Origin of the sequence: Aquiflexum sp., from assembly GCF_041751335.1 — a bacterium.
Classification (GTDB): domain Bacteria; phylum Bacteroidota; class Bacteroidia; order Cytophagales; family Cyclobacteriaceae; genus Aquiflexum.
Genome location: NZ_JBGSXS010000052.1, coordinates 1 through 14,824, shown reverse-complemented (window position 1 = coordinate 14,824; position 14,824 = coordinate 1). Strand labels below are relative to the sequence as shown.

Genomic DNA, 14,824 nt, shown 5'->3' with positions numbered 1-14,824 from the left:
CTTGATTTGGCTTAATTTTTGAAGCCTTTTAGTTGATGAAAAAAATAATTGCCCTTCTGACTCTTAGCTTGATGTTCTTTATGCATTCGAATGCAGCTGATTCTATCCCAAGCTTATTCAATCTCACTGACGTTTCCATTTACTTTAAAACAGGCTCAAGCAAAGATCTGGCAAAGTATTTTGATCAGGCGATCAATTTGAATATCAACGGTAGTCAGGGTGATTTTTCCAAAAATCAGGCAGAATTCATTTTAAAAGATTTCTTCATAAAATATCCGCCAAGCGATTTCAAAATTCTACATAAAGGGGGCAGTCCTGGGCCAACTATGTTTTTTGTGGGTTCTTATACCACAGATGCGGATCAGTTCAGAATATTGATCAAAGGGACAGACAAAGGCGAATTGATAAAAATATACAGTTTGGAAATTATTAAAATAAGAATTTAAATTCCCCCTCACTTTATTTTTTAATTTTGCTTTGTGGAAAACATAGCCTCTTTAAATCCAGAAAAAATTTACGGTTTTATTCAATCGGCCCTGATAGAGGACGTCGGTTCTGGTGATCATTCTTCTTTGGGAGCCATCCCTAAAGGAAAACAAGGTCAGGCACAGTTGATTATAAAAGAAAACGGTGTCATCGCAGGTCTGCAATTGGCTGAATTGATTTTTAAACAATATGATCCAACCCTACAAGTTGAATTACTTTTAAATGATGGGGATAAAGTATCAGCAGGTCAAATCGGCCTAAGGGTCAGTGGATCTGCCGCTTCGATATTGACGACTGAAAGACTAGTGCTCAATTGTATGCAACGGATGAGTGGCATTGCCACAAAGACCTCACAACTCAACCAATTAATTGCACACACCAAAGCAAAATTGATGGATACCCGTAAAACAACTCCGAATTTCAGGCTGATGGAAAAATGGGCTGTTGTCCTGGGAGGGGGAATCAATCACCGTTTTGCGCTGTATGACATGGTTATGCTGAAAGATAACCATATTGATTTTGCCGGTGGAATTCCAAACGCCATCTTATCCACCAAAAATTACCTTGCTTCCAATAACCTTGATTTGAAGATTGAGGTAGAAACTAGGAATCTTGATGAAGTCAAAGAAGTCATAGAGATAGGAGGAATCGATTATATCATGTTGGACAATATGGATTATCCTACCATGAGAGAAGCTGTTGGCTTGGTAAATGGCAGGTATCCATTAGAAGCTTCCGGAGGTATTACAGAAGAAACTTTGAAAGATGTAGCAGAGTGCGGGGTGGATTTTATTTCTGTTGGCGCCCTCACCCATCAGGTAAAAAGTATGGATATCAGTCTAAAAGCTTATTAATTGATTGTTTCTTTAGTGCTTTTTATGGATGTCCACTATTTAACAATTAAAATATCCAAAGGGACCTGTGGAAAAAATTTCCACAGGTCCTTTGGATATTTTATTTTAGTTTTTAGAAGCAAAATCAGGATAAGCTTGCATACTGTGTTCGTTGATATCGAGACCTTCGAGTTCCTCTCTTTCATCTACACGTATACCAATGGTTCTTTTCATGGAGAAGAAAATCAGCCAACTGGTTGCAAAACAGAAGGCTCCTACCACACCAATACCTATCAATTGAGATAACACTTGTTGGAATCCGGCGAGGTTTCCAAATAAACCTACTGCCAAAGTTCCCCAAATACCTCCTATCAGGTGGACAGAAATGGCTCCTACTGGGTCATCAATTTTGATCTTGTCAAAAAAAACAACAGCAAAAACCACCAAAGTACCCCCAATAAACCCGATAATGGCAGCCTCTCCTACTCCCATCAGGTCTGCGCCTGCTGTAATTCCTACTAATCCTGCAAGAATCCCATTTAGAACCATGGTGATGTCATAAGTCTTAAATTTGAGATAGGAAGCGATCAAGGCGCCAAAAGCACCGGCAGCACCGGCAATGGCAGTAGTGACGAAAACTCTAGAAACACTTCCCGGATCCGCGGTCAATACTGAACCTCCATTAAATCCAAACCAACCAAACCAAAGTAAAAACACTCCAATGGTTGCCATTGGGATATTATGTCCCGGAATAGCTTTCATACCTGATTCGGTATATTTTCCCAATCTTGGCCCCAATAGGAATGCTCCTACAAGTGCTCCCCATCCTCCGACTGAATGGACAATGGTAGATCCCGCAAAATCATAAAAAGGGATATCCATGGAATTCAGAAACCCTCCTCCCCACTTCCACATACCTACGATGGGATAGCAGATACCTACATAAAGTATAGAGAAAAATATGAAAGGTCCCAGTTTAACTCTCTCAGCTACTGCCCCGGAAACGATAGTCGCAGCCGTAGCCGCAAACATGGCCTGAAAAATAAAATCAGTGAAAAAGGTATAGCCTTCATTATAGGCAAAAGTGTCCCAGCCTACAGGTAAATTAATTCCAATGCCTGCCAATCCAATAAAACCACCTGCAAAATCATCTCCCGGATACATCAGATTGAATCCGATAAAGGCATAGGTCAACAGCCCAATGGCCGGGATGATCGTATTTTTAAATAAAATGTTAACTGTATTTTTGGCTCGGGTAAGTCCTGCTTCCAGACATGCAAAGCCCAAATGCATGATAAAGACCAAAATTGTGGCCACCATCATCCATAAGTTATTGATTGTAAAGATTTCTTGATTCATAGGTTTGATAGGTTAGTATTATGTAATGATATTTTGACTTTTGAAACCGAGTTTGAGGTCAGATTTTACTCTATTTTTTTCTCTAAACTTTTATCTTTTTTTCCCTTTCTCACATCTTAATTTCCCGATACTCGGCACAGGTTTTGATTCTTGATGCTTTGATATTCGGGGCAGGCTTTGTTTCTAATACCTTATGTCTTGAGACTTATGTCTTATGTTTTGTGTCTCACATCTCACATCTCGCATCTTGGTTCTATAAAGCTTCCTCACCAGTGTCGCTGTTTCTAATCCTGAAGGCATCCAACGCTTCGTAAATAAAGATTTTCCCATCTCCAACCTCGCCGGTTTTACCCATTTTGAGAATACAGTCTACCACGGGCCCAACCAATTCTTCCACTGTCACTATTTCAAGTTTGGTTCTTGGAATATAGGTTGGCTCATAGGCAACACCTCTATAGGTCTGTTGCCTGGCGTGTTCCATTCCCATGCCCTTGACCTCGTAAAAGGTGAGAAACTTCACACCCAAGCCTGCAACACAGGTATAGATCTCTTCAAATTTGGATGTTCTAATGATTGCTTCGATTTTTTTCATTTTCTTCAATTTAAGTGGCGATTTATTAGAAAAGCAGTGCTAATGTAAAAGAAAAAGTAATAAAAAAGTATTTCGGTATTATAATTAACCTTGATTTCATGAAATTTTACATTATTTTTAATTTATAGACGTTTTTTTGAACCTATTTTAACTAATTTAATACAAAATGACTGGTAAATACATGCTAAAAAACCCAATTTTAAAAAATTTAACTTTTTTTTAAATATAATCATAACTCTTGAAATAATATTTGTTCTTCCTTTGTATCCATTCTGAAACCAGTAATTTTGAAAACTCAATAAAAAATGACTCTATGGAAATAAAACCAACACTTTTGGTCCTTGCTGCAGGAATGGGCAGCAGATATGGTGGAAATAAACAGATCGATGGCTTTGGCCCAAGTGGAGAAACCATCCTGGAATATTCGATATATGATGCCATCAGGGCCGGTTTCGGAAAAGTCGTGCTAATCGTAAGAGAAGAAATTCTTGAAATGACCAAAGACCTATTGATGCCCAAACTGAAAGGAAAGATTGAAATTGACTTTGTACTTCAGACCCTAAACAGTTTTGTGCCCGATCAATACCAACATCCGGATAGGGTAAAACCTTACGGAACAGCCCACGCCGTACTATGCGCCAAGGACGCCATTGCTGAACCTTTTGCTGTCATCAATGCGGATGATTTTTATGGCAAAGAGGCTTTTGAAGTGGTCGGTAAATTCCTGACCAACGGCGTACAGCCCAATCTACATGCCATGGTAGGATATGCCATCCAAAATGTGTTGTCAGAACACGGGACTGTCAGCCGAGGAGTTTGCGGTATGAATGACGCCAATCAACTGGTAGGTATGGTAGAAAGAACCGCTATTGCCAAAGAAGGCGAAAAAATTCTTGCCAAAGGGGATAGTGAATTGATCGAGATCAAAGAAGGAACTCCCGTCTCGATGAATTTCTGGGGATTTCATCAGGCTGTTTTTTCAGACATAGAAGAAATGTGGAATCAGTTCCTCCCTGCAAATCAAGAAAACCTTAAATCCGAGTTTTATATCCCCACAGTTGCCAACAATTTAATTCAGGCAGGAAAGGCTGCTTTTGAAATATTGGAAGGTGGAAAAACATGGTTTGGAGTCACCTATACAGAGGATAAACCGATAGTGATCAATTCTTTGAAAAAAATGCATGAATCGGGGGAATATCCGGAGAATCTTTGGGGGTGAGTCAGTCTCGGTAGAAAGTAGGAAGATTTCAGTGGCAGTCGCAGTGGGGGCAGTAGGCAGTGGATTTTTTCAGTAGGCAGTTCGGCGGGCAGTTTGCCGTAGCAAACTGAACCAAACACTTAAATGTACACTTTAAACCGAAACTGAACACGGATCACTAACGCAAACTGCCAACTGAACACTGCCTACTGAAAAAAGGAAACCATTTACCCGGATTTAGCATTTTTAATCTGACAGTTTCAATCAAAACTAACTATATGGAAAAACCTGATTTCAATATCGAAGAAGTAAATAAAATCATCCGTGGGCGTAGATCCATGTTCGTAGCTCAGTTCAAAGAAAATGATCCCGTTGAAGATGTCATCATTACTGAAATGTTGGAAAATGCCAATTGGGCGCCAACACACAAATTGACAGAACCTTGGAATTTCAAAGTTTTTACTGGGGAGGGGCTCAAGAAATTCGCAGATTTTCAGGCTGAACTTTATAAAGAAAGGAATACAAAAAGTGGCAATTTCTTAGACGCTACTTATCAGAAATTCAAAGAAAACCCCCTCAAAGCTTCCCACATTATTGCCATCATCATGAAGCGTGACCTGAAGGCCAACCTTCCTGTCATGGAAGAAATATCCTCTGTGGCTATGGCTGTTCAAAATATGTACCTAACAGCATCAGCCCACGGCCTCGCGGCATATTGGGGAACCGGCGGACCTACATTCTGGCCTGAGGCCAAGTCTTGGTTTGGATTGGAAGAAGAGGACATGTTGATGGGCTTCTTCTATGTAGCTAAACCTGCAACAGATAGATGGCCTGTAGGCAAAAGGAGACCTGTCGGAGAGAAGGTGGAATGGGTGAGGTGAAGGAAGGATGAGGGATGAGGGAGGAAGGTGTCATGAAGTGAAAATTTAAGATTTTAGAAGGTGGATTTTAGATTTAAAAAAAGGCGGCAAATCGGATATTTGTCCGCCTTTCTTTTTAAATCTACATTCCAAAATCTAAGATCTACCCTCAAATCACATAGCCCTAAACCTTGGTGGTTCGATGCCATTTGAGCGGATGTAGGAAATGGCAGCTCCTCTGTGGTGGGTGGTGTGGTCGTCAATCAAGGCCAATGCTTGTCTTCTTGTTGCCGAGGTGCCAAAGACATCAACTGACTCTCCCATTTGGGCATCGGATAATTTTGAGGCGGTGGCTTTCACGTAATCATAGCAATTGGCAACAAAAGCTTTTATTTCAGCTTTAGAAGTTGGCTTTGCACTTAGATCAAAACTAGGCTTATCGCCGTTCAGGAACCTTTGACTCATTCCTGCCATTGCTGCTGACAAGTGGACGATTTGGTCAGTAAAACTCATTGCAGATTCATGCGGCTTGTATGCCAGTAAATCATCCGGCATTTTATCCACTACTTCAAGAGTAAACTGCTTCCCGTTTTCCCACTTGGCTACAAATTCAGTCAAGTTGTTTTGAGCATAGGAGATGGTCTGAACAAATAAAAATGCCATCATTCCCATAGCGATTGCGAAATTTTTTTTCACATTTTTCATAATTAGTGTTTTTAAAGTTTCTATAAATATCCATTATCCAAGGCTCAAATCAAACCAATTTGATAACTTTGAAACCATGTTAAGTATGAAAAGAATTTTCTTGGGCCCGCTTTTTCTCTTCCTGCTATCATCATGTGGAGGAGATTTTCTCCCTAAACCAAAAGGATATAATAGAATCGACCTGCCGGAAAGGGGTTTTATTTTACTTGACGAAGAAAAGCCTTATACTTTTGAATATTCCAAGAACGCTTCGGTAGAACCTGATTCGTTTAATTTGGCAGAGAAAAATTGGATAAACCTGAATTATAATGAATTGGGAGGTAAGGTGCACTTGACTTATCTTCCTTTGGATAGTAAAGGAAAGGACCTTAAAACGGTGATGAAGGACGCAATCAATCTTACTGCAAAGCATCAGATCAAGGCTTATGGCATAGAAGAATCGGTATTGCTTACTCCAAAAGGATATACCGGTGTAGTAGCAGAACTCAGCGGAGAGGTTCCGACACAGTTTCAGTTTTTTGTGACTGATTCGACCAGTAACTTTTTAAGGGGTGCTCTCTATTTCAATACCTCTATGAAAAATGATTCTTTGGCTCCTGTAATTGAATATATCAAAGTGGATCTGATCCATTTGATCAATACTTTGGAGTTTAAAAACTTAAATTTCCAATAAGATAAATTCTCTTTTTGCCAGTGATCGAATTATACCTTATTTTAAAATCACCTATGATATTTATTAATATCTGCCTACCGCAGGCAGGTTGGATATTAGTTGATATTGAACCTGAAATCACCCACTTACCCTGTATCGGATGATAGTAGAAATAATTGCAACTCATTGTGAAAATACCTATACAATTATCGCATCTTTTTCCAGCTCTTAATGATAATTATTCCTCCGACTATTGCGATGACGGTTGCGATAGAAGCTGAAACTACATTACCATAAATCCAGAATCCTACGGCAAATAAAGTAGCATAGACCATCACCGAACCAACCAACATCAATCCGATTTCCATGGGCAATTGACCCTGCTCTTGTTTTTCGGAAGGATATCTGTCCAAGAGTTTTTTCCAGCCAAAAGCTGCAGGTCGAACTTTTCGGTAAAAGGACAGCAGAATGTTATCTTTTTCGGGTTGTGTGAAAATTGTTACCAAAATCCAACCAATAGTTGTAATTCCAACACCATATAGCAATTTAAGGTACTCCTGATTTTCAGGAATACTGATCCATTGATATTTTGGGTTAATACTCTCAAAGAAAATAGCCACAACAAATGAAATGACCATGGCTGAGATTTCTGTATAGGCATTTATTCTCCACCAAAACCACCTAAGGATAAAAATTATCCCTGTACCAGCCCCAATCTGTAGGAGGATGTTAAATGCCTCTAAAGCATTGGAGAGCGCCAATGCAAGAAATGCCGCTAAAACCATCAAAAGAACTGTGGCGATTCTTCCGACCAATACCAATTCTTTGTCAGTCGCCTGTGGTTTCAAAAAGCGCAGATAGAAGTCATTGACAACATAAGAAGATCCCCAGTTTAGGTGTGTGGATAGCGTGGACATTACCGCGGCTATCAAGGAGGCAAGTACAATTCCGATCAAGCCAGTTGGCAAGAAAGTCAACATGGCGGAATATGCTAAATCATCTCCTAGTTTATCTACCGGGATATGGGGGAAAGCGGCTTGCATATCTGAGATATTCGGGAAAACAATCAATGAAGCGAGTGCAATAATGATCCAAGGCCAAGGTCTCATTCCATAATGGGCAATATTGAAAAACAAAGTAGCACCTATGGCATTTTTTTCATCTTTGGCAGAAAGCATTCTTTGTGCAATATATCCACCTCCTCCAGGCTCAGCACCGGGATACCAGGTAGCCCACCATTGAATCGCAAGGGGCATGATTAAAAGCGGAATCACCATGTTCCAGTCATTGAAGTCAGGAAGAAAATCCAATTTTCCAACCACATTTTCATGGGTCAACAGTTTATCCAAAGAACCGATCTCCGGCAAATCCAAAATATAAATTGCCGCACCGATAGCTCCGGCCATTGCAATAAAGAACTGGAAAAAGTCTGTTAACAAAACTCCTTTCAGACCACCCAAAGAACTGTAAATCACTGTGACCACACTGGCAATCAACAAGGTTTCTATGGGACTTAAGCCCAACATGATGCCGCCGATTTTGATTGCGGCAAGTGAAACAGTTGCCATAATTACAACATTAAAGAAAACTCCCAGGTATAAAGCCCTGAATGCCCTTAAAAATGCAGCAGGTTTCCCACCATATCTTAATTCGTAAAATTCCAAATCAGTCGTCAATTCTGACCGTCTCCAAAGCTTTGCATAGACAAACACCGTTAACATCCCTGTCAGCAAAAAAGCCCACCAAACCCAGTTACCAGAGACTCCGTTTTTTCGAACAATATCAGTCACCAGATTGGGTGTGTCTGCGGAAAAAGTGGTAGCAACCATGGAAACGCCCAATAACCACCAGGGCATATTCCTTCCTGAAAGGAAAAACTCCTTGGCGGAGGTTCCGGCTTTTCTTGAAGTGTAGACCCCGATCAGCATCGAAATCACAAAGAATGCTGCAATGATGGCCCAATCAATATAAGAAATGTTCATAGTCTAGGGGTTTTTTTAGGCTTATACTGGTTTGAAGTTTATTAAAAATTTTAATTTAGAATAATAAACTTCTTTAATAAATTTCACTAATGTAAAAAAAGAAATAATAATTGCAAAGTTACAAATAAAGCAATTTGCAAAATTGTTATCCACTTCTTTGTCAGTAACCCAATAATCTATTACAAATGGGTCGGAAGTCCGATGTCCGAAGTAATGGACATTTCACCTTCCTCGCGAGAATTATATCGAATTACCATTTTACTGGCATCATTGTGTACATATATGTTTTTTAATAAGAGTAATCGAAACCTGATAATTAATAATAATCAAATGGTAATGAATTCTTTTAATATTTAGTCAATACTTGTAACCAAAAATTTGGAAGGAAAAATATTTTAGTATTTTCGTGAGTCAAAAGGTATTATAATTGTAAAATCTTTTTTCAAAAAAATACTTATGAAAAGAATATTAGTTACCGGCGGAGCTGGATTTTTGGGTTCTCATTTATGCGAACTTTTGTTAAATGAAGGAAACGAGGTCTTATGCGTGGACAATTTGTTTACAGGCAGGAAAGTGAATATCCACCATCTGTTGGATAATAAAAACTTTGAATTTCTAAGACATGATGTGACCTTTCCATTATTTGTGGAGGTTGATGAGATTTACAATTTGGCCTGCCCTGCAAGTCCTGTACATTATCAATTTGACCCTGTTCAAACTACCAAAACGAGTGTGATTGGGGCGATCAATTTGTTGGGGTTGGCAAAGCGATTGAAAATAAAAATTTTGCAGGCAAGTACATCGGAAGTCTACGGAGATCCCGAAATACATCCACAGCCTGAATCCTACAAAGGTTCGGTGAGTACAACAGGTATTCGTGCCTGTTATGACGAAGGTAAAAGATGTGCTGAAACATTATTTTTTGATTACCACCGCCAACACAAGGTCAATATTAAGGTCATGAGGATTTTCAATACCTATGGTCCCAGGATGCATCCCAATGATGGTAGGGTTGTCAGTAATTTTATTGTTCAGGCCCTGAAAGGAGAGGATATTACCATGTTTGGTGACGGTAAGCAAACCAGGAGCTTTTGCTATGTAGATGACCTTATCAATGGGATGCATTTATTAATGAATTCTAGAGATGGGTTCACAGGACCGGTCAACATTGGTAATCCAGGAGAGTTCACGATGCTTGAGTTGGCAGAAAAAATCATTTTACAAACAGGTAGCAAGAGTAAAATAAAATTTTTCCCTTTACCTCAAGATGATCCTATGCAAAGGAAACCGGTCATTGATTTGGCAAAAAAGGAATTGGGCTGGGAACCGAAAATTAAGTTAGATGAAGGATTGGCAAAAACCATTGCTTATTTTAGAAAAGAACTTGATCTCTAATTATTATATAAAGAAGTTGAAGAAAATAGAGGGTTGAAATCAATATGGTTTCAATCCTCTATTTATGTATACTGAAAGTGAAATCAATGCAAATTCAAATATGAAAAACCCATCATTTTTGACACAACTCAATGATGCTTATGGGTTTCTACTACCTGGAGCGCAAATCCAAAAATTTGGTGATGGTCATATTCATAAGACCTTTTTGATTGATGATGGAGTTCGTCAATATATTTTACAGCAGTTCAATAATTCGGTTTTCAAAAATCCAGAAAGGATTTCCCATAACCATGCCATCCTCTTGGATCAAATAAATGCCAATCAATTACCCTTTGAACTGCCACTCCCGATACCAAATTTAAATGGCGAGCTCTTTACAGTCATTGATGGAGATTATTTCAGATTGTCTCCTTTTATAACAGGAAAATGCATCAATGAGGTAGATAATTCTCATCAGGCTTATTTGGCTGCAAAAGCATTTGCCCATTTTATTAAGGCTGGAATTCATATTGACGCGTCTTTATTTCAGGAGGTTATTCCAGGTTTCAATGATTTGGAGCTGCGGTACAATCAATTGTTGGAGGCATTAAGCAAAACCGAGAGAGAGGTTACGGGTGAGTTGCAAGTATTGGTGGATTTTTATCTTTCCCAAAAGGATTTGGTCGAAGAATATCTGTTTTGGAAAGAAAGGCTACCTCTAAGACTTACTCATAATGACACCAAAATTAACAACCTTATTTTTTCTGAAAATCTAAATAAAGTCATTGCCATCATAGATTTAGATACCCTGACGGCCGGTTATGTCTATTATGATTTTGGGGATTTGGTTAGAACTGTGGCTTGTACGGAGGGGGAAAATTCAACAAATTGGAATAACATCGATGTAGATCAAGATAAATTTGATGCTTTATTGAATGGATTATTAGAAATAGGAGATGGCACTTTTACTAAAGATGAAATCCAATCTTTATCCTTTGGTGGAAAAATGATGACTTGCATCATGGGGTTCAGATTTTTGGCCGATTATCTCAATGGAAATATTTATTACACCATCCACTACGAAGCGCAAAATCTGCACCGTGCCAAAAACCACATGCATTTGTTGATGGCATTGAGGAAAAGGAGGTGATACACACGTTCAACGAATTGATTTTTCAATGTAAATAGGAGTAATTTTTCATTCTTCAAGTGCAATTGTTATATTAAAAGATGAAAATTGAGACTTTGCTGTTTTTTGAACTAGCATAAGTTTTGGTAAGATTCTTTAAATCTCCATTTGGTCCAAGACCAATTCCAATTAGGCCCAAGATTTCCATCTATTCCCAAGACCTAAAAAAAATCAAGATGAAACATTACAAGCTTATTCTGAGTGCCATAGTTACGATCATATTTATCCTTGTGAAGCCAATTTTGGATTACTTTTTCGATGTTTCACATGGGTTTTTTTCAATACTATACAATCATAGTTCTATTTTAGTGACAATCAGTTTTACATGGTTTTTAATTCAATTAATTAAGACCTTAAAAGCTACCTACTTAAAAAGATATGATATAGAAAAAGAAGATAATCTAGCTTCACGAAAAGTATATACTCAGATTAACATTTTAACGAGAGTTGTCATTTTTGTGGTTGTTTTATTTGGGGTCGGGATGGTTTTGCTTTCTTTTGAGAGTATCAGAAAAGTTGGGATAGGTCTGTTTGCCTCGGCTGGAGTAGCTGGAATAATAATTGGATTTTCTGCCCAAAAGGCAGTTGGGACTTTATTGGCAGGGATACAGATTGCAATTACACAACCTTTCAGAATCGAAGATGCAGTGTTGGTTGAAAATGAGTGGGGCTGGATTGAGGAAATCAATCTGACCTATGTGGTAGTGAGGATTTGGGATAAAAGGAGGTTGGTTTTGCCCACTACCTACTTTCTGGAAAAGCCATTCCAAAACTGGACCCGAAATTCTGCGGATATTATAGGTTCAATTTTTTTATACACTGATTATACCATTTCAATCCAAGCCTTAAGGGAAGAACTCACACGTTTATTGAATGATACCCCACTTTGGGACAAAAAAGTAAATGTGCTTCAAGTCACCGATTCCAAAGAGTCCACCATGGAAATAAGGATTTTGGTAAGTGCCAAAAACTCGCCCACAGCTTGGGACTTAAGAGTAGAAATCAGAGAAAAATTGATTGTATTTATTCAAAAAAATTACCCTGAAAGTCTCCCAAAAACAAGATTGGTTTTTGAAAATGGGATAAGCAACCCAACTAAACTTGAGGGATAATTCAGCCTTTAAAAAAAATAAATAGTTATCCGCTTCTTTGCCAGAAACCCAATATTTTAATACAGACAGGTAGGAAGTCGGATGTCCGAAGTCCGATGTACCGGACACTTCAGTTTCTAGCGAGAATTATATCGAATTACCTTTCTACTGGCATCATTGCGTAGATAGATGAAAAATTAGATTAGGTTACCTTCTTCCAAACTCGCTTTTGGCTTTCTCCAGAAAATTCACAAAATTCTGGATATTAGTGTCGTAGGATATCGGTTTGATGAGCAATTCCTCATTATGGTCCAAAATCACATAATAAGGCTGTGCATTGTTGTTGAATCTGGTGATCTGAAAATCGGCGTTTTGTTTCCCAATGGTTTTCTTCTCTTTGCCATCATATTCTGAAACAAACCATTCTGACTCAGGCAATTCATATCGCTCGTCGATATAAAGGGCGACCATCACAAAGTCATTTTTCAACCTATCCAAAACAAGTGGATCAGACCAAACTCTTGCTTCCATTTCACGGCAGTTGACACATCCATGTCCTGTGAAATCAATAAAAAGCGGTTTCCCCGATCTTTTGGCCGCTGCCAATGCCTGATCATAATCGAAGTATCCCTGAATGCCATGTGGGAAATGTAGGAGGTCGGCATACTTTGGAATATCATCCAATTTACTGTCATTGGACGCCATTCCCCTACTTTCCATCACATTAAAATCATGCGTTGCCATTGGTGGTAAATAGCCACTCAAAGCTTTTAAAGGCGCTCCCCAAAGCCCGGGAATCAGATATACTACAAACACAAAAGTGGAAATGGCCAACATCAATCTTGGGACACTGATGTAATCCATTGGAGTGTCATGCTTGGTTCGGATCTTGCCAAGCAAGTAAAGTCCCAACAAGAAGAATATTACAATCCATATCGCGATGTAGATATCCCTGTCCAACAATCCCCAATGGTAAACCTGATCTGCAACAGAGAGGAATTTGAAAGCCAAAGCCAATTCCAGAAAACCTAAAACTACTTTGACGGAATTCAGCCAACCACCTGATTTTGGCAGGGAATTCAGCCATTCAGGGAATATGGCAAACAAAGTAAAAGGAATGGCAAATGCCAATGAAAAGGCAAACATCCCGGCAATCGGCGTGATAAAGTCACCGCCCGCAGCCTTGATTAAAATGGATCCAACTATTGGCCCTGTACATGAAAAGGAAACCAATACCAAGGTGAAGGCCATAAAGAAAATCCCGGTCAAGCCCCCTTTATCTGCTTTTGCATCTATCTTATTTACAAAGCCACTCGGCAGGGTCAGTTCGAACATGCCAAGGAATGCAAAAGCAAAGAAAATAAAAACCAAAAAGAAAAAGACGTTAGGCGCCCAATGGGTAGAAAGCCAATTGGCAAATTCTGGCCCTTGAATCGCCGCTACTGCTGTACCTGCAATGGTATAAATGGCTATAATGGACAGTCCATATATTGAAGCATTCCGGATTCCTGAAATCCGGGATTTTGACCTACCTGTAAAGAAAGTCACCGTCATCGGAATCATGGGGAAAACACAGGGTGTCAGCAATGCTGCCAATCCGGCCAAAAATGCAATAAACATAAACCCCAATAGTCCTCCCTCACTCTCATTTTCATTGATGTCAATATATGTTCTTTCTTCCAATTCTAAAGCAGGGGCCGCTTCCGACACCTCAACTGCATCTTGTTCGGTGACTTTTTGAGTTGCTTGTTCATCGTCGTTCTCAATTTCAGTCACCTGGGAAGTGGGGGTTGTTCCAGAAGGTTTGGCGGAGACTTTTAATGTGAAATCTTCTTCAAAAGGGATGCATTGTCCAGTAACATCAGTACACATTTGATAATCAATAGATCCAATGATGTTGATGTTTTCAGCAGTTATTTTTATTTGCTGTTCAAAAGTGCCATTCCCGATAAAGTAAGTAACGTCTCCCTCCCAGATCTCATCATATTTTTTTCGTGGATTGATGGCTTTCAAGCTGCCAGCTAATTCGATTCCTTCGGATTTTTTGAGCGTCAATTCCGTTAACATTGGTCCCAAGTCGGGATCAAAGTCATTGGAATAGATGTACCAATCTTTTGGGATTTGGGCTTTGAATACCAGTTTAACCTCATCACCGACCTTAATATCCTTCTCCTCAATTTGTATATTCCATTTTGGGGGTGAAATGATCTGGGTAAAGCCAGCGGTACTGAAGAGTAATAAAAAGAAAAGAATCAGTGATTGTCTAAGATATTTTGCCATTTCGGTGTGATATAAGCGCAACTGATTGGTAAATGAGATTTTGGTGGAAATAGTTCATGGATTAAATTCTGGGAGGGGCACCAAGGAATCTTGGTGCCCCTCCCAGAATTTAAACTTATTTGAAAGCTTCTGATTTAAAATGTTTGAAGAAGAGGGTGATGGTTTCAATTCCAATGAGGTAATTTTTGACGCCGTAATGCTCATTTGGGGAATGTAGGGCGTC

13 protein-coding genes are annotated in these 14,824 nt (G+C 39.1%); 8 read left to right on the top strand and 5 right to left on the bottom strand.

All coding sequences use genetic code 11. The features are described from left to right. The first annotated feature begins 35 nt into the window (after positions 1 to 35). Both ACEW8U_RS02945 and nadC read left to right on the top strand, forming a co-directional pair. Entirely contained in the window at positions 36 to 446 is a 411-nt protein-coding gene (locus tag ACEW8U_RS02945) for a DUF4783 domain-containing protein (protein ID WP_373520540.1), read from the top strand. Positions 447 to 479: 33 nt separating this feature from the next. Continuing rightward, complete coding sequence (nadC, locus tag ACEW8U_RS02940; RefSeq protein WP_373520539.1) at positions 480 to 1,340, top strand: carboxylating nicotinate-nucleotide diphosphorylase; 861 nt, start codon at positions 480 to 482, stop codon at positions 1,338 to 1,340. Between the two features lie 105 nt (positions 1,341 to 1,445). Here nadC and ACEW8U_RS02935 read toward each other — a convergent pair whose 3' ends face one another. Beyond that, positions 1,446 to 2,678, bottom strand: coding sequence for an ammonium transporter (locus ACEW8U_RS02935; protein WP_373520538.1), 1,233 nt, complete (start codon positions 2,676 to 2,678; stop codon positions 1,446 to 1,448). Positions 2,679 to 2,931: 253 nt separating this feature from the next. After that, on the bottom strand, positions 2,932 to 3,270 hold the full coding sequence (locus tag ACEW8U_RS02930; RefSeq protein ID WP_373520537.1) for a P-II family nitrogen regulator: 339 nt from the start codon (positions 3,268 to 3,270) through the stop codon (positions 2,932 to 2,934). Between the two features lie 313 nt (positions 3,271 to 3,583). Between ACEW8U_RS02930 and ACEW8U_RS02925 the strand changes: the two genes are divergently transcribed. Both ACEW8U_RS02925 and ACEW8U_RS02920 read left to right on the top strand, forming a co-directional pair. Then, positions 3,584 to 4,489, top strand: coding sequence for an NDP-sugar synthase (locus ACEW8U_RS02925; RefSeq protein ID WP_373520536.1), 906 nt, complete (start codon positions 3,584 to 3,586; stop codon positions 4,487 to 4,489). A 257-nt stretch (positions 4,490 to 4,746) separates the two neighbouring features. After that, complete coding sequence (locus tag ACEW8U_RS02920; RefSeq protein WP_373520535.1) at positions 4,747 to 5,349, top strand: nitroreductase; 603 nt, start codon at positions 4,747 to 4,749, stop codon at positions 5,347 to 5,349. Between the two features lie 153 nt (positions 5,350 to 5,502). Here the strand turns inward: ACEW8U_RS02920 and ACEW8U_RS02915 are convergent, their stop codons facing one another. Further along, positions 5,503 to 6,033, bottom strand: a complete 531-nt coding sequence (locus ACEW8U_RS02915) for a DinB family protein (protein WP_373520534.1) — start codon at positions 6,031 to 6,033, stop codon at positions 5,503 to 5,505. 85 nt (positions 6,034 to 6,118) lie between these two features. On the opposite strand from ACEW8U_RS02915, the gene gldD reads away from it, so the two are divergent. Continuing rightward, the gene (gene gldD / locus ACEW8U_RS02910; protein WP_373520533.1) at positions 6,119 to 6,706 is read left to right on the top strand and encodes a gliding motility lipoprotein GldD; all 588 of its coding nucleotides are present in this window, start codon (positions 6,119 to 6,121) and stop codon (positions 6,704 to 6,706) included. A gap of 185 nt (positions 6,707 to 6,891) precedes the next feature. On the opposite strand, the gene ACEW8U_RS02905 is transcribed toward gldD, so the two are convergent. Continuing rightward, positions 6,892 to 8,667 (bottom strand): sodium:solute symporter family protein, encoded by a 1,776-nt coding sequence (locus tag ACEW8U_RS02905; RefSeq protein WP_373520532.1) that lies wholly within the window; start codon positions 8,665 to 8,667, stop codon positions 6,892 to 6,894. 456 nt (positions 8,668 to 9,123) lie between these two features. On the opposite strand from ACEW8U_RS02905, the gene ACEW8U_RS02900 reads away from it, so the two are divergent. The 3 genes from ACEW8U_RS02900 (at position 9,124) to ACEW8U_RS02890 (ending at position 12,342) form a co-directional block, all read left to right on the top strand. Then, a complete protein-coding gene (locus tag ACEW8U_RS02900) occupies positions 9,124 to 10,062 on the top strand; it encodes a UDP-glucuronic acid decarboxylase family protein (RefSeq protein ID WP_373520531.1) in 939 nt (312 codons plus the stop codon). A 64-nt stretch (positions 10,063 to 10,126) separates the two neighbouring features. Then, positions 10,127 to 11,191, top strand: a complete 1,065-nt coding sequence (locus ACEW8U_RS02895; protein WP_373520530.1) for a phosphotransferase enzyme family protein — start codon at positions 10,127 to 10,129, stop codon at positions 11,189 to 11,191. A 215-nt stretch (positions 11,192 to 11,406) separates the two neighbouring features. Next, positions 11,407 to 12,342 (top strand): mechanosensitive ion channel family protein, encoded by a 936-nt coding sequence (locus tag ACEW8U_RS02890; protein ID WP_373520529.1) that lies wholly within the window; start codon positions 11,407 to 11,409, stop codon positions 12,340 to 12,342. Between the two features lie 186 nt (positions 12,343 to 12,528). Here the strand turns inward: ACEW8U_RS02890 and ACEW8U_RS02885 are convergent, their stop codons facing one another. Next, the gene (locus ACEW8U_RS02885; RefSeq protein WP_373520528.1) at positions 12,529 to 14,601 is read right to left on the bottom strand and encodes a cytochrome c biogenesis protein CcdA; all 2,073 of its coding nucleotides are present in this window, start codon (positions 14,599 to 14,601) and stop codon (positions 12,529 to 12,531) included. Between the last annotated feature and the right edge of the window lie 223 nt (positions 14,602 to 14,824).

Bases quoted from the DNA above. Each gene is read 5' to 3' on its own strand.
- ACEW8U_RS02920 (WP_373520535.1), top strand. From the start codon at position 4,747: ATGGAAAAACCTGATTTCAATATCGAAGAAGTAAATAAAATCATCCGT.
- ACEW8U_RS02945 (WP_373520540.1), top strand. From the start codon at position 36: ATGAAAAAAATAATTGCCCTTCTGACTCTTAGCTTGATGTTCTTTATG.
- ACEW8U_RS02885 (WP_373520528.1), bottom strand. From the start codon at position 14,601: ATGGCAAAATATCTTAGACAATCACTGATTCTTTTCTTTTTATTACTC.
- ACEW8U_RS02900 (WP_373520531.1), top strand. From the start codon at position 9,124: ATGAAAAGAATATTAGTTACCGGCGGAGCTGGATTTTTGGGTTCTCAT.
- ACEW8U_RS02935 (WP_373520538.1), bottom strand. From the start codon at position 2,678: ATGAATCAAGAAATCTTTACAATCAATAACTTATGGATGATGGTGGCC.
- ACEW8U_RS02915 (WP_373520534.1), bottom strand. From the start codon at position 6,033: ATGAAAAATGTGAAAAAAAATTTCGCAATCGCTATGGGAATGATGGCA.
- ACEW8U_RS02930 (WP_373520537.1), bottom strand. From the start codon at position 3,270: ATGAAAAAAATCGAAGCAATCATTAGAACATCCAAATTTGAAGAGATC.
- ACEW8U_RS02890 (WP_373520529.1), top strand. From the start codon at position 11,407: ATGAAACATTACAAGCTTATTCTGAGTGCCATAGTTACGATCATATTT.
- ACEW8U_RS02895 (WP_373520530.1), top strand. From the start codon at position 10,127: ATGTATACTGAAAGTGAAATCAATGCAAATTCAAATATGAAAAACCCA.
- ACEW8U_RS02925 (WP_373520536.1), top strand. From the start codon at position 3,584: ATGGAAATAAAACCAACACTTTTGGTCCTTGCTGCAGGAATGGGCAGC.
- ACEW8U_RS02905 (WP_373520532.1), bottom strand. From the start codon at position 8,667: ATGAACATTTCTTATATTGATTGGGCCATCATTGCAGCATTCTTTGTG.
- gldD (WP_373520533.1), top strand. From the start codon at position 6,119: ATGAAAAGAATTTTCTTGGGCCCGCTTTTTCTCTTCCTGCTATCATCA.